Source organism: Geodermatophilus africanus, from assembly GCF_900107105.1.
Taxonomy (GTDB): domain Bacteria; phylum Actinomycetota; class Actinomycetes; order Mycobacteriales; family Geodermatophilaceae; genus Geodermatophilus; species Geodermatophilus africanus.
Genome location: NZ_FNOT01000002.1, coordinates 521,933 through 541,512 on the forward strand (window position 1 = coordinate 521,933; position 19,580 = coordinate 541,512).

At 71.3% G+C, this 19,580-nt stretch carries 15 protein-coding genes and 2 pseudogenes; 11 read left to right on the forward strand and 6 right to left on the reverse strand.

All coding sequences use genetic code 11. The annotated features are described in order from the left end of the window. The first annotated feature begins 8 nt into the window (after window positions 1-8). Window positions 9-134, forward strand: coding sequence for an integrase (locus tag BLW63_RS28490; RefSeq protein ID WP_091152112.1), 126 nt, complete (start codon window positions 9-11; stop codon window positions 132-134). Between the two features lie 361 nt (window positions 135-495). Here the strand turns inward: BLW63_RS28490 and BLW63_RS28885 are convergent, their stop codons facing one another. Beyond that, entirely contained in the window at window positions 496-822 is a 327-nt protein-coding gene (locus BLW63_RS28885) for an alpha/beta hydrolase (RefSeq protein WP_091152114.1), read from the reverse strand. A gap of 42 nt (window positions 823-864) precedes the next feature. Between BLW63_RS28885 and BLW63_RS05185 the strand changes: the two genes are divergently transcribed. After that, window positions 865-1,260 (forward strand): CopG family transcriptional regulator, encoded by a 396-nt coding sequence (locus BLW63_RS05185; RefSeq protein ID WP_091152116.1) that lies wholly within the window; start codon window positions 865-867, stop codon window positions 1,258-1,260. 419 nt (window positions 1,261-1,679) lie between these two features. Further along, a complete protein-coding gene (locus BLW63_RS05190) occupies window positions 1,680-2,579 on the forward strand; it encodes an extracellular catalytic domain type 1 short-chain-length polyhydroxyalkanoate depolymerase (RefSeq protein WP_244522364.1) in 900 nt (299 codons plus the stop codon). A 622-nt stretch (window positions 2,580-3,201) separates the two neighbouring features. On the opposite strand, the gene BLW63_RS05200 is transcribed toward BLW63_RS05190, so the two are convergent. Together BLW63_RS05200 and BLW63_RS05205 are read right to left on the reverse strand one after the other, a co-directional pair. Then, entirely contained in the window at window positions 3,202-3,807 is a 606-nt protein-coding gene (locus tag BLW63_RS05200; protein WP_139263484.1) for a GNAT family N-acetyltransferase, read from the reverse strand. A 146-nt stretch (window positions 3,808-3,953) separates the two neighbouring features. Then, complete coding sequence (locus BLW63_RS05205; protein ID WP_091152125.1) at window positions 3,954-4,583, reverse strand: hypothetical protein; 630 nt, start codon at window positions 4,581-4,583, stop codon at window positions 3,954-3,956. 1,337 nt (window positions 4,584-5,920) lie between these two features. On the opposite strand from BLW63_RS05205, the gene BLW63_RS26695 reads away from it, so the two are divergent. From BLW63_RS26695 to BLW63_RS27785, 4 genes and pseudogenes are all read left to right on the forward strand, one after another. Beyond that, window positions 5,921-6,817, forward strand: a complete 897-nt coding sequence (locus BLW63_RS26695) for a sensor histidine kinase (protein ID WP_211517006.1) — start codon at window positions 5,921-5,923, stop codon at window positions 6,815-6,817. Further along, window positions 6,814-7,029: pseudogene (locus BLW63_RS28890) on the forward strand (response regulator transcription factor); the annotation flags it as partial. The gene BLW63_RS26695 and the pseudogene BLW63_RS28890, both read left to right, overlap by 4 nt. 73 nt (window positions 7,030-7,102) lie before the next feature. Continuing rightward, window positions 7,103-7,363 (forward strand): annotated as a pseudogene (locus BLW63_RS28895) (LuxR C-terminal-related transcriptional regulator); the annotation flags it as partial. Window positions 7,364-7,623: 260 nt separating this feature from the next. Next, window positions 7,624-8,052, forward strand: a complete 429-nt coding sequence (locus tag BLW63_RS27785) for an ester cyclase (protein ID WP_091152132.1) — start codon at window positions 7,624-7,626, stop codon at window positions 8,050-8,052. On the opposite strand, the gene BLW63_RS28900 is transcribed toward BLW63_RS27785, so the two are convergent. The 3 genes from BLW63_RS28900 to BLW63_RS05240 all read right to left on the reverse strand — a co-directional run bounded on the left by BLW63_RS28900 (window position 7,967) and on the right by BLW63_RS05240 (window position 10,505). Further along, window positions 7,967-8,410, reverse strand: a complete 444-nt coding sequence (locus BLW63_RS28900; protein WP_425284235.1) for a DUF7002 family protein — start codon at window positions 8,408-8,410, stop codon at window positions 7,967-7,969. The genes BLW63_RS27785 and BLW63_RS28900 overlap by 86 nt on opposite strands. Next, window positions 8,317-9,183 carry a GAF and ANTAR domain-containing protein gene (locus BLW63_RS05230; protein WP_091152134.1) on the reverse strand — a complete coding sequence of 289 codons (867 nt, stop codon included), beginning with the start codon at window positions 9,181-9,183 and terminating at the stop codon, window positions 8,317-8,319. Before BLW63_RS05230 ends, BLW63_RS28900 begins: the two co-directional genes overlap by 94 nt. A 458-nt stretch (window positions 9,184-9,641) precedes the next feature. Beyond that, window positions 9,642-10,505 (reverse strand): class I SAM-dependent methyltransferase, encoded by an 864-nt coding sequence (locus BLW63_RS05240; protein WP_170856651.1) that lies wholly within the window; start codon window positions 10,503-10,505, stop codon window positions 9,642-9,644. An 801-nt stretch (window positions 10,506-11,306) separates the two neighbouring features. Here BLW63_RS05240 and BLW63_RS05245 point away from each other — a divergent pair. From BLW63_RS05245 to BLW63_RS05265, 4 genes are all read left to right on the forward strand, one after another. Then, a complete protein-coding gene (locus BLW63_RS05245) occupies window positions 11,307-11,978 on the forward strand; it encodes a hypothetical protein (RefSeq protein ID WP_091152138.1) in 672 nt (223 codons plus the stop codon). Continuing rightward, window positions 11,975-15,208: a bifunctional cytochrome P450/NADPH--P450 reductase gene (locus BLW63_RS05250; protein ID WP_091152140.1), complete on the forward strand. Its 3,234-nt coding sequence runs from the start codon at window positions 11,975-11,977 to the stop codon at window positions 15,206-15,208. Before BLW63_RS05245 ends, BLW63_RS05250 begins: the two co-directional genes overlap by 4 nt. 137 nt (window positions 15,209-15,345) lie before the next feature. Next, window positions 15,346-17,184 (forward strand): glycoside hydrolase family 15 protein, encoded by a 1,839-nt coding sequence (locus tag BLW63_RS05255; RefSeq protein WP_091152142.1) that lies wholly within the window; start codon window positions 15,346-15,348, stop codon window positions 17,182-17,184. A gap of 1,013 nt (window positions 17,185-18,197) precedes the next feature. Beyond that, entirely contained in the window at window positions 18,198-19,547 is a 1,350-nt protein-coding gene (locus tag BLW63_RS05265) for a glucose-6-phosphate dehydrogenase (RefSeq protein WP_170856652.1), read from the forward strand. Window positions 19,548-19,580: the final 33 nt, after the last annotated feature.

Genomic DNA, 19,580 nt, shown 5'->3' on the forward strand with positions numbered 1-19,580 from the left:
GCGTAGCGGTGAAGGTCGTCTCCGAGCGCCTCGGCCACGCCAGCGCGACGATCACGCTCACGGTCTACCAGCACGTGCACCCCGGCATGGGCCGCGAGGCAGCGGACCGCTTCGCGGCGATGCTCGAGGGCTGACTCGAGGCGCGAAGTATCACGCGGGTATCGCGATGGCCTGAGAGGCCCCAAGCAAGGTACCCCCGGCACCTGGCCTGCAGGAATCCCGGGATGGAGACGTGTCCGAGGGGGGACTCGGGCACCGTGAAGTGGGAGCCGTCCCACCAGCGTCCTGCCCGGTGGGGGAGGGGCGCAAGTGTGCGCGGCTTCATGGACATGGTCGGAACATAGTGCGGGGGTCGGACAGGCGCCTGATCGGTTCGGCGCACCCCAGGCCTCCACCAGGACGGTCGGCCGGAGGTGCGGAAGCGACCCTGTCGACAACCGGCGAGTCAGGCCAGCTGCTCGAGCAGGTGGTCTCGCACCCGCTCAGCGAGTTCCCTCAATGCGGCCTTGCCCTGGCCCTTCGGCCGGACGGAAAGTCGTGGTCCACACCGCTGGCGCAGTGATAGGTCAACTGCACGCCCTTCGCGCGGGCCTTGGCGACGAAGCGCTCGATCTGCGGCCGCAGGGAGTCCCGCTCGGCGCTGACCACCAGCAGCGGCGGCAGAGCCGCCAGTTTCGTCGTCCAGGAGCGCCGGCGAGGCGAGGGGTTCCGCGCGTCGCGAGGCGTCGGCGAAGTAAGGCTGACTGGGGGCGGCTGTCCCGGTTTGTCCGGTCTGGCAATCCGGGTGCCGGCCGCTGGCGTCTGACTGCAGCGATTGACCATCCCACAGGATGGTGACAGGATGGTGACAGCAGAGGAGGCGCCATGGCCGAGACGGACAAGAGCGAGAAAATCACCATCAACATCGGTCTGGTCGACCTCGGCCACATCGATCTCCTGGTCGACGAGGGCTTCTACGCCAACCGAACGGACTTCATCCGCACGGCGATCCGGCGGCAGCTCGAGACCCGGGCCGCGGCCGTCGACGACACGGTCGCGCGCCGGACGTTGACCCTGGGAGCCCAGCACCTCAGCAGGCAAGACCTCGAGCACCTCCGGAACGCCGGGCGCACCGTGCAACTTCGTGTCCTCGGGCTGGCCACGATCGCGGACGACGTCACTCCCGAACTCGCCCTGGCGACGATCTCGGCCGTCGAGGTGCTCGGCGCGTTCCGAGCGCCGCGGGCGGTCAAGGCTGCACTGGCCCCTCGCACCGCCTGAAGCCGCTGCCCCGCCGACCGGCAGGGAGCAGTTCCGCGCGGCGCCGACCGCACGATCCGCGCCGCACTCACCCCCAAGGGGCCTGCATGGACGACGACCGCACTTCCGGCATGTCCGAAGCTCTCCGGCTCACCCGCGCCGGGCAGCTGAACGAGGCGTTCGCGGTCATCCAGCGCACGCTCGGCTCCGCATCTGTCGTGCCACCCACGGCGACGCCCGGCGCCGGTCAGGGACTTCCCGGGCTGCCGTTCTCCACAGTCGCTCCGATCCGGTCCGCAGGGCGGAGCGGTGCGCCGGGCGCCGGCGGCTGGCTCGACGAGCTCCGGAGTGCCTGGGCGGCGCGGTCCGACGCAGGCCTGCCCGACGCCCCGGGCCGTCTGCTCCAGGAGTTTCGCACCGTCCGCGGGGCCGGGGGGCCCGTGGGCGCGGCCGAGGCGGCTGCTGCACCCGGGGGCGAGATCCGGCACCTCAGCTGCACCGCGCCGGCCGGCACCCGTGCCTACGACCTGTATATCCCCACGGGACGCACCGGCGTGCCGCTGCCGCTGGTCGTGATGCTGCACGGCGGCAAGCAGGATGCGGCGGACTGCGCTGCCGGCACCCGGATGAACGATCTGGCCGAGCAGCACGGCTTCCTCGTCGCCTATCCCGAACAGTCACGCGCCGCCAACAGCGGCGGCTACTGGAACTGGTTCTCCCCGGCCCACCAGCAGGCCGGCACCGGCGAGCCCTCGATCATCGCCGGCATCGTCCGGCGGGTCATGGCCGATCACGCCGTCGACCCGGACCGGGTGTTCGTGGCCGGACTGTCCGCGGGTGGCGCCATGGCCGCCGTGATGGCCGCCACCCATCCGGATCTCTTCGCCGGGGTGGGGGTGCACTCCGGGATCGCCTTTAGGGCAGCGCAGGACACGGCCTCTGCGTTCGCCGCCATGCGGACGGGGGGCTCGCCCGCTCCCGGGGGTCCGATCCCGTTGATCGTCTTCCACGGCGACCGGGACTCGGTCGTGGCCCCGGTGAACGCCGAGAAGCTGGTGGCTGCCCGGCTGGTTACGGCCGAGACCTCGGGGTCGGAGACGACGCGGGTGGAGGCAGGGGTCGGTCATGCGTGCACGAAGACGGTGCACACCGATGGCCACGGCGCTGTCCTCGTCGAGTCCTGGACGGTGCACGGCGGGCGGCATGCCTGGTACGGCGGAAACCCTGTCGGTTCCTACACCGATCCCCGGGGTCCGGACGCGTCCGCTGAGATGATCAGGTTTTTCCTCGCGTCGGCGCCGGCCACTCCGCCTGGCGAGGCATCAGGCTCCGACTCCTGAGATCGCGCTTACAGGTCCCCGGGGGAGTGCGCGCCGTCGCCAGGAGGACCTCTCCGACGGCGGCAAGGACCCGGAAGCGTGCTTGACATATGGCCCGAGTGCTTGGAGCTGGATGTCGGCAAGGACACGCTGACCGTCTGCGTGCGTTCTCCAGGGCGGGGGAGCCGGCGAGTGAGTGAGACCCGGACGGTCAAGACGACGACCCGCGCGCTGGGGGTGATGCGGGACTGGCTGGTCGGGGAGGCCCGGCGGGATGGTTGCCGTACCCATAGCATCCGGGACCGTGGTGCCGGGTTGATCGAGAGGGGCCTGGTGCAGGCCCGGGAGGTGGGGGATTCCCACCCCGAAGTGTCCGAGGGGCGACACGCTACCTACGCACACGTCTTCCGTGATGCATCGAGCCCGACACTTGTTCGGCTTTGCGCGTAGGCCATATCGGTAGGGGTCAGTCGCCAATGCCCCGTACAGGGAGTCGACCACTGCATCGGCGACCGCGTTTGGCTGTCCCGCTCGATGGCCGTGGCTGCCGCGGAGAGGACGACTGTGTCGGGTCTGCGGCTTGCCAGCGCGCGGCGGGACGCGAGAGGCAGCGCGCGCCTCGGCTACTCGTAGGCCTGAGCGCTCACTGCGGCTCGCGCCACATCGGGTACATCGTCGGCCCCTTCTCGGGCAGAACCAGGGGATCCAACTCCTCGAACCCGTGACGCCGATACAGGGCGCTATTCCGGGGACTCGACGCCTCCAGATAGGCCGGCAGGCGGTGGCTGTCGCAGAGATCGAGTACCGGGCGCAGCACCGCGGCACCGATGCCGATGCCCTGCTTCTCCGGTTCGGTCCCCAGGTAGTAGAGGTACCAGTGGGGCCGTGCGGGATGGTGTTCCTGCATGACGGACTGTGCCCGCGACGCGCGGCCGATGTTCCGACCGAAGACACGCAGCGCCGCTGGCGTCTGGCGGAGCGTTGCCCAGGTGCTGGGTCGCCATGTGCCCGGCGGAAACCAGATCGCCGCCCCGGCGCCGTCGGCCGACATCCAGCTCCCGCCGAGGGCTTCACTGCGGGGCAGTTCAAGGTCGAAGAACCGCGATAGCCGCTGCTCCCGTCGACGCGCGTCCGAGGGGAACAGGTAGGAGACGACGGGGTCGTCGGCGAAGGCGCGGGCCAGCACGGCCGCCATGCGCGCCCGGTCCGTCGAGGTCGAGGGTCGGGCCTGCGGTGTGGATGCGTTCATGGTGAGTGGCACTCCCGTGTCGGTACTGCTCAGTGGGGCCCGGTTTCGTTCGGCAGCTTCCTCCGGTGTCTGGGCAGGGGCGGCGTCCGGGTGACGTCGGACCGGCCGTGATCGCCTCCGGGGGCGACCCGGCCCGGTTGGACAGCTCAGGTTGCCGCGGCGGTTCGGGCACGTGTGTCCAGCGGCGCGGGGGACCGTGGGGTTGCCTGGCGCAGGGTCACCAGCGCCGCCGCAGCGAAACCGACCCCGGTCAGCGACCACGCGGCGGCGTCGGCCCAGTGGTTGGTGACGAAGACCGCGAACAGCAGGTGCAGCGGCTGGGACGCCGTGAGGGCGACGGCCGCCCACCGGGGGATCACCCGCCACAGCGCGACGCCCAGCAGAACGGTGCCGAGGATGTGCCCGACGACGAATACGGCACCGGCTGTCGCGGACGTGACCAGCGCTTCCGCTGCCTCGGCCAGCTGGACGGTGGGTTCGACGCCGACACCGGCCTCCCGCGCGGCCGCCGCGATGGTGTCCCCGCCCGCTCCCGCGAACAAGCTGAGGAAGCCGAGCCACGCGAGCGCCGCTGCCACCGACCCCAGGACCGGCCGAGCCGCCACCGCTGGCCGCGCGGCGACCAGGACGCCGAGAGGCAGGGTCAGCAGAGCCAGGTAGGCGAGCCAGAGCACGGCGGTCGAGGCGCCCGGTGAGGCCATGATGTTCTCGACGATCCTGGTCGGGTCGTCGACGGTGTCGTACGGCAGGAAACCCCGCACGAGACCGATGGCCACTGGTCCGACGGCCGCGAGGGGCACGGCCGCCCGCAACGAGAACAGGCGTGTTGGAGCGCTGGGGAGGGGAGCCGGGGTCGTCCCCGCAGTCGTGGAGGTCATGGGGCGAGACTGGGCGATCCCGGCTCGAGGCAGCAGCGTGCGATCCGGGTGAGAGTCGGGAGATCCCCCGCCCGGACCCGGGAAGGGAGCCGGGACAACGGGACCCACCGCTGTCACGATTCCGACACGGGCCCCGACGAGCACGGCCGCTCGCGGTCCACGACCGCCGCGGCGACCGGGCTCTTCGCGCTCACCATCGCGGAGTTGCTCACCGCTGGGGTGGGAGCGGCCCTGGCCGGGATGAGCGTCGCGGACGCCATCGGATCTTCCTGGTGACCAACTGCGCCATCGGCGCCGCATGCGCACTCAGCGGTCTACTCCTGGCGTGACACCGCCCGCGGAATCCGGTCGGCTGGCTCCTGGCCGCAGCGGGGGTGCTGCAGACCATGACTGCCGCTGTCGGCCCCCTGACCGTCGCCGCACTCGACCGGAACTGGCCGGCCGGATCACGCGGACCCTCGCCACGCTGTTCCTGTCTGCTGGCCGTGGTCGATCGGATTGCTCCTTCCGCTGGCACTCCTGCTCTTCCCGACCGGTGTACTGCCGCGCCCGCAATGGAGGTGGCTCCTCGGGGCGGCCGTGCCGGCCGGGCTGATCTTCGTGCTGGCGCAGGGATCCGTTCCCGGCGGTGTGGACGACACGGGGCGGCTGACCGCCTGGCTGGTCCTCCCCGACCACGCGGCGCTGGCCCCGTTGTGGCAGGGCGCCGAGGCCGTCGTCGGCGGTGTCTACCTGGCAGCGTTGGGGGCGCTGGTGGTCCGCTACCGCTCTGGTGGGGAGAGGTTGCGCCGGCAGCTGCTGTGGCTGGTGCTGGCGCTGTTGATCATGATCGTCGTCCTCACGTTCTGGGGGCCGTTGGCGCCCGGGCTCGCCGTCCTCAACCTGCTCGTCATAGCTCTGGTGCCGGTGTCCATGACGATGGCCGTGCTGAGGCACGAGCTGCTCGACATCCGCCTGGCCCTCTCCCGGACCGTGCTCTACGCGCTTCTCACGGCGGCGGTGGTGGCCGCCTATCTGGGACTGGTGGCCACGGCCGACGTCGTCCTGCCCCGCGAGGCGGGGGTCAGCACGTCCGTCCTCGCCACCCTGGTGATCGCGGTGGGCTTCAACCCGCTGCGGGGTCGACTGCAGCGGGCGGTCGACCGTGCGCTGTACGGCGACCGGTCGGACCCGGTGCGGGCGCTGTCGCGGATGGGCGAGCAGCTCACCGGGGGGACCAGCGCGACGTGCTCCAGGTGGTCGCCGCAGCGCTCCGGCTGCCGTACGCCGCAGTGCGCGGCGACGGCGTCGGGTGGACCGACAGCGGCACCCCACCGACGCGCATCGAATCGATCTCTCTGCGCTACCGCGGCGCTCCAGTGGGCGAGCTGCTGGTCGGCGTGCGCGCCGGACAGTCGGCGCTCACCCGGGCCGACCGGTCGGTGCTCGAGCTCCTCGCCGGGCCCCTCGCGGTGGCCGTGCACGCGACCGCGCTCAGTGCGGACCTGCAGCGTTCCCGCGAGCGGATCGTGGGTGCTCGGGAGGAGGAGCGTCGCCGGCTGCGCCGGGACCTGCACGACGGCCTCGGCCCTGTGCTCACCGGCATGGCCTTCCAGGCCGAGGCCGCACGCAACCTGGTCCGGACCGACCCCGACCGGGCGGAGGAGCTGCTGGCCACGCTGCGCAACGAGGCCGCCGAGGCGATCGACGGCGTCCGCCGGCTGGCCTACGCACTGCATCCGCCCTCGCTGGCCGAACTCGGGCTGGCCGGTGCTCTGCGCCGGCAGGTGGGACAGCTAGAGGCCGGGTCCCCGGTGGTCACCCTCGAGGTACCGGACGCGCTCCCCGCCCTGCCCGCTGCGGTGGAGGTGGCGGCATACCGGATCGCCGTCGAGGCGCTGACGAACGCTGTGAGGCACGCCGGTGCGGAGCACGTGGGCGTCCGGCTGCACGTCGACGGGGCATTGGAGATCGCGGTCGACGACGACGGGCCGGGTGGAGGCTGCTGGCAGCCCGGCGTCGGTCTCACCTCGATGCGGGAGCGCGCCGCCGAGCTGGGCGGGAGCCTGCTGGCGGCCCCCGACGACGGCGGGGGCCATGTCCGGGCCCGACTGCCGCTGCTCGAACCGACCGTGCCGGGAGCCCCCGGATGACCGACGGGCTGCGGGTCGTGATCGCCGACGACCATCCCGTCGTCCGGGACGGGCTCTCGGCCCTGTTGTCCTCGATGCCCGGGATCGAGGTCGTCGGCACGGCTGGCACCGGCCGGGAGGCGCTGCGTTCCGCGGTCATGTTGCGCCCCCACGTCCTCGTCCTCGACGTCCAGATGCCCGACCTGGACGGCATCGGCGCGGCCCGGCAGATCGCCCGGGCCGCGCCGGGGGGTGGCGGTTCTGATGCTCACGATGTTCGACGACGAGGACTCGCTGTTCGATGCGATGCGCGCAGGCGCCGCCGGCTACCTGCTGAAAGGCGCCGCCCAGGACGAGATCGTCCGGGCGATCCACGCGGTGGCCGCCGGGGAAGCGATCTTCGGGCCAGGGGTCGCCCGCCGGGTGCTCGGTCAGCTCTCCGACGGCGGCCGCCGCGCCGAGCCGCTCCCGCACTTGACGCCCCGGGAACGCCAGGTGCTCGAGCTCCTCGCCGCCGACCTGCCGGTGGCCGTGATCGGGGCAAGGCTCGGTCTCGCGCCCAAGACGGTCGCCAACTACGCCCTCGGCGGTGTTCGCCAAACTGCACGTCATCGGGCGGGCGGAGGCCGTCGAGCGGGCCCGGCGAGCCGGCCTCACCTGACCTTCCCAGTTTCCGCGTCCACGGTCAGCGACTGTGGTGGACGCGTTCGGCGGGCGTCACGGCCGCAGGACCGCGCTCGATCGAGGGCCGGTGTCCGGTGGTTCGTCGGCCATGCGCGGCGTCCGCGCCGTCCGTCGGGACGGGTCCGCGGTGCCACACTGCGCCGATGTCGGACCAAGTCACCGAGGCCAGCCGCCGGATCGTCACCGAGTTCAGCCGGCGTGTCGCTGCCGGGGATCCCAGCGCCTTCGACGACCTCGTGGCGCAGGACTTCGTCAACCACGCGGCAGGGCCTCAGGGGAGAAACGGATGGCGGGCGACCTTCGACCATCTCCGCCACGATCTCGGCGACTTCACCACTGAGGAACACCGCCTCCTCGCGGACGGCGACGAGGTGGCGGTCCACCTGACCATCCGCGGGCGGCACGTCGCCTCGACGATGCCCCTGCTCATCGGCGTGCCGATCACCGGAGCGGAGGTCGAGTGGACGTTCTTGCACCGGTTCCGGATCAAGGACGGCCGGATCGCCGAGCACTGGGCGTGTCGGGACGACGTGGGGCTGCTCCGCCAGCTCGGGGCCTGGCCGCCGACCTGAACGGCGCAGCAGCAAACACGTGCTGGGTCTCCCATTCAGAAGAACGGCGGGGGTGGTGCGGTAGGCCGAGCGCAGTGCTTGCAGGCGGTCGGAGCTGGTAAAAGAAGAAGACGAAGCCGTTCAGAAGGCGCAGCCAGTCCTCGACGTTCATGCCGTCGGTCAGCGCCGGTGCCAGGAGGTGCTCGCGAAGCGGGTGCTGGTCGCGCCGGACTGCCACACCCAGCTCAGGGTGATCGAGCAAGACCGGCTCGGGCCGCTTACGAGTCAGGAGAGCCTCAGCGCGGTCCGGTGGCACCTGCCAGCGGCGGACAATCTCGGCCGCACTGAGCAGGCCATGGCGTTCGATGCACGGCCACACCGGACGTCGGCTACGGCGTGTCCTGGCGATCTTGACCGACGGGAAGTCAGCCGGTCCAGCGTCCCTGGGTGGGTCAGCTCCTCGGCGACCGCGCGCAGCTTGCGGTTGGTCTTCATCGACATCCGGGCCAGGACTTGGAACGCCTGGTCTGCGGTGAGCCTGTGGCGCGCCATCAGGATGCCTTTGGCCTGGTCGATGACGCCCCGCGTCTCCAGGGCGATCCGCAGGTTGTCGGCCATGTCCCGGGCGCTCTGGTAGGCGTGCAGGTTGCCGGCGGCGACCGCGGCGTAGGGAGCGAACCGGGTGGCCGCGCTCCGGCTGTCCCCGTCGAAGGCGTGCGGCTCGCGGGCGTAGATGTTCAGCGCCCCGGCGACCTGCTCGTCGTCGTCGATGGCCAGCGGAACGGACAGGGAGCCGAGGGCACCGTGCTCGGCCGCCCGAGGCAGGTAGTCCGGCCACCGGCTGTCGGTGCGGGTGTCGCCGATCTCGATCAGCTCGCCGCTGCGGGCGGCGTGCAGGCATGGGCCGTGCCCGCGGTCGTACTGGGACTCGTCCAGGTCGGTGGCGAGCTGCCCGGTGCTGGCCACCGTGGTCGGGCGTTCCTTGCCCACCAGCGTCACCGAAGCCTCGGGGCTGCCCGGCATCACCGTCTTGGTCAGGTCGGCCACGATCTGCAGCAGGTCCTCCATCGACAGCTCGCGCAGCGACAACCGGCCCAGGCGCTCCAGCGCCTCGGCGGGGTCGGCAGGTTGCGGGTTCTGGCTGTCGGCCACGGCGGGGCCTCCGGTCTCATCGCACCGGGGGCTGGCGACCTCGGTCGCGGCCGCCTCTGGGGCCGCGTGGGGTACGCCGCTGTCTGACGCACAGTCGACGCGCCGTCATCCCCGGCGTCTGGGGGTCGACGTACGCGCGTCCGGGGCGTGTGCTGACCGTGTCACCCGCTGCCTCGATCAGCGCGGGGCCCGGAAATGCTGCGTACCGTCCGCTGGCAGCCAGTGAAGTGCATCCACGCCGTCGACATCTACGGCCTCTCGGAGGTCATGGGGCCCGGCGTCGCGCAGGAGTGTGTGGAGACCAAGGACGGCCTCCACATCTGGGAGGACCAGGTCTACCTCGAGGTGATCGACTCGATCAGCGGCGAGGTGCTCCCCGAGGGCGAGCAGGCGAGCTGGTCTTCACCTTCCGGACCAAGGAGGCGATGCCGGTCATGCTCTCCGCCGCCGCGGAGCGGTCAACCCTGACCGCTCCGCGGCGGCGGGACCAGCGGCGTGCAGGCGGAGGCGCCGACCACGAGCGGGTTGAGCAGCACCGCGTCGTGCGCGGCCGCTTGCGCGCGCAGCCGCTGCTCGAAGGTGTCGGGCCCGATCTCGGCCGCCGTCGCGACGCCGGTGCGCTCGATCACCGGCAGGAGGCTCGTTATGTCGCCGCCGACGATCGACCAGCCGACCGCGTCGCCGCCCCGCTCGGCCGGGGCGGCGGAGGTGAGCACCGGGTCGGGCAGCCCGGCCGCGGCGAAGACCGCGGCCAGCCGCAGGGCCATGTCGACCGGCCGGCCGGCCCGGCGGAACGTCTCGAGGAACCACCCGTTGGACGCCGTCAGCAGGGACAGCTCCGGGAGCGAGCCGCGGGTGCTCAGGGCGACGTCGGCGAAGGCGACGATCCCTCCGGGCCGCACCAGCTCGGCCGCCCGGACGAGCGCGGCGACCGGGTCGGGCAGGTGCAGCAGGATGAACCGGCCGACGACGGCGTCCAGCGGCTCGGCCGGCTCCCAGCTGAGCACGTCGCCCCGCTCGAAGGAGACCGTCGCCAGGTGCGCTCCCTCCGCCCGGCGGCGGGCGCGCTCGAGTGGGCGGGCGGCGTCGTCCACCCCGACCACCGAGCCGGTCGGCCCGACGCGCCGCGCGGCGGCCAGCGTGACGTCGCCGGGGCCGCAGCCCAGGTCGGCGACGCGCATGCCCGGCCCCACCCCGGCGGCGTCCAGCCAGGCGCCGGTCATCGGGCCGTACACACGGGAGATCGCGGCCAGCCGGGCCATCTCCGGATCGGTCGAGCCGAGGACGTACTCGCGGACGGGGTGCACGGGGTTGTCGCCCATGCCGGTCCATGCTGGCCCGGCCGGGCGGCCGCGGCACCCCTCCGGTGCGCCGTACAGGCGGCCAGCAGCCGCGACACGAACAGCACGGTCTCCTCGGCGACCGGGAGTACGGCGGTGTAGGGACAGGATCAGGCATCGCAGGACCTCGGCGGTGGACATCCCGTGAGAAGACGTCCCTCCGACCGGGGTCCGGCGCTCATCCCGGTCATCTGTCCGCTCTCGGCGTGTCGCCCCCGACCCGCCGGTCGACCGCTACCGGAAAGGCTCCATCAGCAGGACGCCGATGAGCCCGGTCGGTAGGCCGGGAGGCTGTGGGCCACGCGACCTCTCGGGGGCTGGGTCACTGCCCGGTCACGTCGATGCTCGCCAGGCGCTGCTTTGCCGGAAGGAAACACCGACCACGCGAGTCTGGCGATACTTGCTCGGCGTCCAGCGGCCCCGAGCATGTCGGCAGCTAGGCCGGTGCGCCGGGGCCGTTCCGCTCCCGGCTCTGATCGCGTCGCGCGAGCGCACGACCGCAGCACGTGAGCGGCAGGTCAGAGCCCGCTCCGCGTTTAGGACGCGAGCATGTTTGCGTTCGTGGGGATCTGGATCGACAAAGGCCGTTTTGTCGTGGCCGACGCTCGTTGTACAGCCCCGGCGGCGAGTGTAGAAACGGCCCGGACCACGGCCCCCCGAGCCGCGGCTCGACCCCCGACCGATGTACGGGCATCGGGCCTGGGGTGGTCGCCGGAGGCGATGATGCGCGTACCCACGGGACAACGGCCAGTCTCCGCGCCAGCCGACGGCTCCGAGGGGACGGTGGAGCAGCGCCCGGCGCTGGAAGATCACGCCCGGAAAGCGGGCTGGTACGGCGTGGTGTTCGCGGTGCTGCTGGTGGTGGGCGTCGTGCTGGTCGCCACCACCCCGGGGTTGGAGGCCTCGGATGCGGACTACAACGCGTTCTACCGCGGCGGTGGGGCCGCCACGCTGAGCGTGGTGGGCCTGTACATCGTGCCGTTCGCGGGGATCGCCTGCCTCTGGCACATGGTCGGCACTCGCACGCTGTTGCAGGTGCGCCGGCCCGGCTCGTGGACGCAGACGCGGCACTGGCTGCATCTGGCTGCGTGCGTGACCTTCGTCTGCATGTTGTTCGTCAGCACGGCCTGCGTCGGCGCCATCGCCCTGCTGACGAAATTCTCCGACGCCGCGCTGCCAGGTCCGGACGTGGCCCGCGCGCTGAACTCGGTCGGGTACACGCTGCTCTTCGTCTACGGCGTCAGAGCCGCCGGCCTGTACATGCTCACGACGACCGGGCTGGCCAGTGCCGCCGGGGTGCTGCCCCGGCCGCTCGTGATCCTCAGTTACGTGGTGGCCGCCCTGCTGCTCGTGAGCACCACGTTTCATCCCGCAGTTCTTCTGGCGTTCCCGGCCTGGGTGCTGATGGTGAGCATCGTGCTACTGGTTCGCCGGCCGACAGGAGGTAACCCATGACCGCGACCGTCGGCCTAGACGAGATCCCCGGCCCCCGCGCCCTACCGCTGCTGGGCAACATCCGCGACATCGATCTCGCCGCGCCGATCGACAGCCTGCTGCGGCTGGCCCGGGAGTACGGGCCGATCTACAAGCTCAGCACGCCGACCGGGGACCGGCTGGTGGTCTCGGGGCCCGAGCTCGTCGCAGACCTCGTCGACGACGCGCGGTTCGACAAGCTGGTCACCGGCGGGCTCAGCGAACTCAAGCCCCGGTCGGGGGAGAGCGTGGGCCTGTTCTCCTCCAAGACGCAGGATCCGTTGTGGCAGCGGGCGCACAGCATCCTGATGGCGCCGTTCAGCCTGCAGGCGATGCGGGGCTACACGCCGATGATGGTCGACATCGCCGAACAGCTGGTGGAGAAGTGGACGCGGCTCAACCCGGGCGAGGAGGTCGACATCCCGGCCGACATGACCCGGCTGACGCTGGACACGATCGCGCTGTGCGGGTTCGGCTACCGGTTCAACTCCTTCTACCGCGACACCCCACACCCGTTCGTCGAGGCGATGATGCGCATGCTGGCCGAAGCGCAGGCCCGCACGACCCAGCTGCCGATCCAGACCCGGCTGCGGATTCGCGCCCAGCGGCAGCTCGACGAGGACCGGGACTTCCTGAACGCCCTGGTCGACCGGGTCATCGCCGAGCGCCGCGCCCAGGGCGACGCCGCCGACAACACCGACCTGCTGGGCCGGATGCTCACTGGCGTCGACAAGGCCAGCGGGGAGGGCCTGCCGGATCACAACATCCGCGCGCAGTGCATCACCTTCCTCGTCGCCGGCCATGAGACGACCTCCGGGCTGCTGTCCTTCGCCCTGTACTACCTGCTGAAGAACCCCCGGTACCTGGAGCGGGCCCGCGCCGAGGCCGATGAGATCCTGGGGACGACGGCGCAGCCGACGTTCGACCAGGTGCAACGGCTGCGCTACGTGCGGCAGGTGCTCCAGGAGACCCTGCGGCTGCGACCCACCGTCCCGGCCTTCAACCGCTACCCGTACCGGGACGAGGTCATCGGCGGCCGGTGGGCCCTCCCCGCCCATACCTCGATCACGGTGTTCACCCCCGCACTGCACCGGGACCCGTCGGTGTGGGGAGCGGACGCCGAGGAGTTCAACCCCGACCACACCGCCGCGGAGCGGATGGCGGATCTTCCGCCGCACCTCTACCTCCCCTTCGGCACCGGGCAGCGGGCGTGCATCGGGCGGCAGTTCGCCCTGCAGGAGGCGACGCTGGCGCTGGGCATGCTGCTGCAGCGCTTCCAGCTCGTCGACCACCTGGATTACCAGCTGCACGTCAAGCAGGCGCTGACGGTGAAGCCGGAGGACTTCCGCATCCAAGTGCTGCTCCGCCCCGACGTGCGGATCGACCGGTCCGCACCGCCGGCGGAGGCCACGACCGGCCAGGCCGTCCCGCTCGGGGAGCCGGCACCGGTGTCGGTAGCCCGGCACGGCACCCGGCTGTCGGTGCTGTTCGGGTCGAACCTGGGGACGGCGGAGGCGATCGCCAACCGGCTGGCGCAGGAGGGCACAGACCGGGGGTTCGACGTCACCATCGGTCCGCTGGACGAGCACGTCGACGACCTGCCGCGCGCTGGGGGTCTGCTGGTGGTATGCGCGTCCTACAACGGGCTGCCGCCGGACAACGCGACGGCGTTCACTCGGTGGATCGCCAACGCGCCGGCCGAGGCGGCCGGGGCGGTCTCCTACAGCGTGTTCGGCTGCGGCAGCACCGAGTGGGCCAGCACTTACCAGGCGGTGCCGACCCTGCTGGACGAGCAGCTGGCGGCGCACGGCGGGCGGCGGGTGGCCCCGCGCGGGGAGGGCGACGCGGCCGGTGACTTCGACGCGGCCTACCGCGGCTGGCACGCCGAGCTGTGGGCGGAGATGGTCACGGCGCTCGGCCTGCCGGACGAGGTCGCCGCCAGCGCACCGGCCGGGCCGCGGCTGTCGATCACACTGACCAACCGGCAGCTCACCAACCCGGTCATCGTCTCCTACGCCGCCCGGCCAGCCCAGGTCCGGGTCAACCGGGAGCTGCTCGCGGTCGGCCCCGGAGGGCTGCCCGAGCGCTCCACCCGGCATCTGGAGATCACCCTGCCCGACTCCACCGGCTACCGGGCCGGAGACCACCTGGGGGTGCTGCCCCGCAACAACATCGACCTCATCCGCCGGGTGATAGCCCGCTTCGGGCTGGACGCCGGGCAGTACCTGACCATCATCCCCAATAGCGGTACGCACACCCACCTGCCCATCGACGAACCGGCTCCGCTGCTGGGGGTGCTGGGCAGCTGCGTGGAGCTGCAGGACGTCGCCGGCCGCGACGACATCGCCGTCCTGGCCCGCCACACCGGCGACCCGGAGCAGAAGGCCGCCTTGGAGGCCCTGACCGGCGACGACGAGGACGCCCAGGCCCGCTATCGAGCGCAGGTCTATGCGCCCAACCGGTCGGTGCTCGACCTGCTCGAGCAGTTCCCGGCCTGCCGGGTGCCGTTCGAGGAGTTCCTCGACCTGCTGCCGCCGCTGCGCCCGCGCTACTACTCGATCTCCTCGTCCCCGCTGGTCAGCCCGAGAGTGGCCAGCATCACCACCGGTGTGGTCCGCGGACCGGCCCGCTCCGGGTCGGGCATCTTCACCGGGGTGGCCTCCGGGCACCTGGCGCAGCTGCCAGTCGACGGCACGGTGTTCGTCTTCATGCGCGAGCCGAGCATCGCCTTCCGGCCGCCGGAGCCGCACATCCCGATGATCATGGTGGGGTCGGGCACCGGCGTCGCTCCCTTCCGCGGGTTCCTCCAGGAGCGCGCGGCCCAGCGAGCCCAGGGGGCGCAGGTTGCCCGGTCGCTGCTGTTCTTCGGCTGCCGCACCTCGCACTCCGATCTGCTCTACACGGACGAGCTGGCCGGCTACGAGCAGGCGGAGTTGGTCCGAGTGGAGCACGCCTTCTCCCGCGAGCCCGGCCAGCCCGGCCGCTACGTGCAGGAGGCCGTGCTCGACTGCGCCGAGGAGGTGTGGGAGCTGCTGCAGCGCGACGCCGTCGTCCTCGTCTGCGGCAACGCCGCCACCATCGCCCCCGGCGTGCGCCGCTCCCTCACCCACATCTACCGGGAACGCACCTCGGCCACCAAGGCCGACGCCGAGGCGTGGCTGACCGGACTGCGCTCGGCCGACCGCTTCGTCGAGGACATCTGGGGCGGCTGACCCGACCACAAGCGCGGCCGCACCGACCTGCCGCAGGTCGCATGGCGACCCGGCGGCGTTCCCTGCCCTGGCGGAGGTGATCCGCGACGGCGGCCGGACGGTGGCGCAGGGAACAGCGGAGGCACGGTGACAGGACCATGACCGACATCTCGATCGCCGACCACGGTCTGATCGGGGACCTGCAGACGGCCGCCCTGGTCAGCACGGACGGATCGGTCGACTGGCTGTGCTGTCCGCGCTTCGACTCCCCCAGCGTGTTCGGTGGCCTGCTGGACCCACGGGGTGGGCACTTCCGAATCCATCCCGCCGTCCCGGGCTCCCGAGTGCGGCAGATGTACCTCCCGGACACCGCCGTGCTCATCACCCGGTTCCTCACCGAGGCCGGGGTGGGTGAGGTGGTCGACTTCATGCCGCCCGCCGATGGCGCGGCGACCAACCAACACCGCCTGGTCCGGATGGTGCGCTGCGTCCGCGGCCGGATGCGCTTCGCGGTCGAGCTCGCGCCCCGGTTCGACTACGGGCGCTCTCCGCACGCCGTGCACCGGACCGAGCACGGCGCCGTCTTCCACACCGACGCACTGACGCTGACCCTGCACCCGGTGCGCGAGCCCGACGACCCGCGGCTGTTGACGGACGTCGGTCTCCACGACGGCGACGTCCACGCAGCCATCGCACTCACCGCTGGTGACGTCCGCGGGGTGGTGCTGGAGTTCGGCGCCGACGGACCACCGCGGGAGATCCGGGTGGCCGAGGTCCACCGGCTGTTCGACGACACCGTGGCGTACTGGCGTTCCTGGCTGGCCCGGTCGACCTACACCGGACGGTGGCGGGAGACGGTGCAGCGGTCGGCGATCACGCTCAAGCTGATGACCTACGCGCCGACCGGTGGGCTGGTTGCCGCTCCCACCACGAGCCTGCCCGAGCAAGTCGGCGGCGAGCGCAACTGGGACTACCGCTACACCTGGGTCCGGGATGCCGCCCTCGCGGTCAGCGCCCTGCTCCGCCTCGGCTTCGTGGCGGAGTCGGTGGGGTTCGCCGTGTGGCTGCGGGACCGGGTCACCGCACGGGCGGGCGACGGCGAACGGTTGAAGATCATGTACCGGGTCGACGGATCGGCCGAGATCGAGGAGGAGTGCCTGGAGCACTGGGTGGGCTTTCGCGGTTCGCGACCCGTCCGCATCGGCAACGGCGCCGCCCGTCAGCTGCAGCTCGACGTCTTCGGCGAGGCCATGGACAGCCTCTTCCTCGCCGATCGGTGCGGTCTGCCGATCGGTCACCGCGGCTGGCAGGAGATACGGGGTCTGTTGGACTGGCTCACCGGACAGTGGAACCAGCCGGAGGAGGGTATCTGGGAGACCCGCGGCGGACGCAAGGACTTCACCTACGGCCGGCTGATGAGCTGGGTGGCCTTCGACCGCGGGATCCGGCTGGCGCAGCGGCATGGGCGCCCGGCGGATCTCGGCCGCTGGACCGCCGCCCGCGACGAGATCTACGAGCAGATCCACGACCATGGCTGGAGCACGCGGAGGCAGGCCTTCGTTCAGCACTTCGACGACGAGGTGCTGGACTCTGCCCTGCTCCGCATGCCCGCGGTCGGCTTCATGACCCCGCACGACCCCCTGTGGACCAGCACGATGCGCGCAATCGAGGAGGAGCTCGTCGCCGACAGCCTCGTCTACCGGTACAACCCCGAGACCTCGCCCGACGGCCTGGCCGGCTCGGAGGGGACCTTCTCGCTGTGCTCCTTCCTCTACGTCGACGCACTCGCCCGCAGCGGCCGGCTCGACGACGCCCGGCTCGCGTTCGAGAAGATGGTCACCTACGCCAGCCCCCTCGGCCTCTACTCAGAGGAGATCGATGCGACCGGCGAGCAGATCGGCAACTTCCCGCAGGCCTTCACCCACCTTGCACTCATTGAGGCCGCCGTCACCCTCAACGAGGCACTCGATGCGCGGCGCGACGGTGACGCTCGGTGAGCAATCCCAGCCGAACGACGTCGGTGTTGCCAGAGGCAGCGGGTGATCGCGGCGGCGCAGTCGTCGTGAACGATCCGAGCGTCCGCCAACCGATACACGCGGACCCGCGAGCGCCTCGACCGCACCACCGGAGGCCACCTGTATTGCCGAGGTCATTTGATCAATCAGGCAATGGCCCTCGCCGCCCCGGCCTTCCTGCTGCTGATCCCAGCACTGGCCACGCACTAGCCCTGCTGACCCTCGGTGCCACCGACGGCGCGGGCGAGGAGTGGGCCCGACGCTCGGATTGTCCGCAGCCGCGACCAAGGACGTGCAGCTGCTGCTCTCCGCCCGGAACACCGTTCGTGAAACGAGTACGGAACTCGGTGCACTACTCACCCTCCTGTCGGCCCACTCCTGGCCCAAGGCCTTCCACCATGGCCACGAGATCGCCGGGCGTCTGCCCCCCTCGGTCGACGAAGACTGTGGCGCCGCTGGCTGTGGCTGACGACCTTCGTTCTCGGCGGAGCCCTGTCGGGGCCTCGGCGCCACTCGTCACCGGCTGGGGTCCGAACCGTCCTGCTGGTCGCCATGGGACTCCCGCGGTTCACTCGGTGGAGCTGGTGGACCCACACCTCCTGCTGAGCGGTCGCGTGCCCTTGCGCCGGCTGCTGCCCGCGGCGATCGCCACCGGGATGGGGCTAATCGGCCGGCGGCCGGCGGCCGGCGTCTACCTGTCGACCTCGATCACTCAGCACGTCCGCGAGTACGGGCCGCCGGGCACCGGGTTCATCCTGCTCTCCTGGCTGATAGCGCTCCACGTCATGTTGCTCGGGTCCGCCCTGCTGGGCGCCGTCCTCGAGGAGCACCGACCGCGCCAGCAGCCAGCCCCGAGGACACGGGTCCCCCCTGCTCACAGTTTGCGGGCCCGCCTCCTACGCCAGCACCCGCCTGACCTCTCCCCGCAACGACCCCAATTCGCGCGACAACCCGAAGCGCGATGATTCGAGAGGCGAGATCTCATGATTGAGCGAATGGTCATCTTCGGTGCCTCCGGCGATCTCACAAGCCGCCTGCTGATGCCGGCCGTCGCTCAGCTGACCGAGGCCGGGCTCCTGTCCCCGGGCCTGAGGATCGTCGGCTGCGCCAGCACCGACCGCTCAACCGAGGACTTCTGTGCGCACATCGCCGCTGAGCTGAAAGAGCACGCCGCCGTGCCGGCGGCCACCCGCGATGCCGTCGTACGCATGCTCAGCTACCAGTCCGCCGACGTCACCAGCGCCGAGGACGTGCGCCGAGTGATCGGCGAGGACCATCCGGACACGCTGGTCTACCTCGCGCTGCCGCCGTTCTTACTGCCGTCCGCGCTGTCGGCCCTGGCCACCACCGGACTGAGGACCTCGGACGCGCTGGCGATCGAGAAGCCCTTCGGTTCCGACCTCACCTCGGCGCGGCAGCTCAACGAGATTCTCCGCCTCCAACTGCCCGAACCCACGATCTTCCGAATCGATCACTTCCTGTCCAACGAGCTCATTCACCGCGTCATTGCCCTGCGGTTTCTCAACCGAATCTTCGAGCCGATCTGGAACGCGATGCACGTTGAGCGAGTGGACATCAGCTGGCTGGAGACCCTGACCCTGGAGGGCCGTGCGCGCTACTACGACGGCGCCGGCGCCCTGAAGGACATGGTGCAAAACCACCTCATGGAGGTCATGACGCTGGTCCTCATGGAAACCCCGGCCCGCCTGGACGCCGACTCCTTCCGCAGCGTGCGGGTCGAGGCGCTGCGGTCAGTGGCCACACCGCTGCCGGAGCGGATACGTAGCACATCGGTTCGCGCCCGCTACACCGCCGGCAGGATCGGATCACGACAGGTGCCCTCCTACGTCGACGAGCCCGGCGTCGACCCCAGCCGCAACACCGAGACCTACGCCTCTCTAACCGTCGAGGTGAACCACCCGCGATGGGCCGGTGTGCCGTTCACCCTGCGGTCGGGCAAGGCTCAGCCGGTGCCCTCCGCCGAGATCGCTCTCCACTTCCGTCCCCTGCCCCGCTACGTGCTCGACCGGTGGCCCGGAGTGGAACCGAATGTCCTCCGGCTCGGGCTGAAGGAGCCGTACGTGCGCCTGGGTACGACGCTCAACGGCCCGGAGCGGACCACCCAGAGCTGCCAGCTCGAGGCGTGCTCCACGCCACCTCAATTTCCCGCCTATGCCCACCTGATCCTGCAGATGCTGAACAATCAACCGATGCTGTTTATCCGCGGGGACGAAGTCGAGGAGGCCTGGCGCATCGTCGATCCAGTAATGAAGGCGTGGTCGGGGGGAAACGTTCCGCTGCAGGAGTACGCCGCCGGCACAGCACCCCCCGGCCCCGCACGCTGAGCCAGTCCCTGAGCTGTGTCAAGGGTCTTGGAC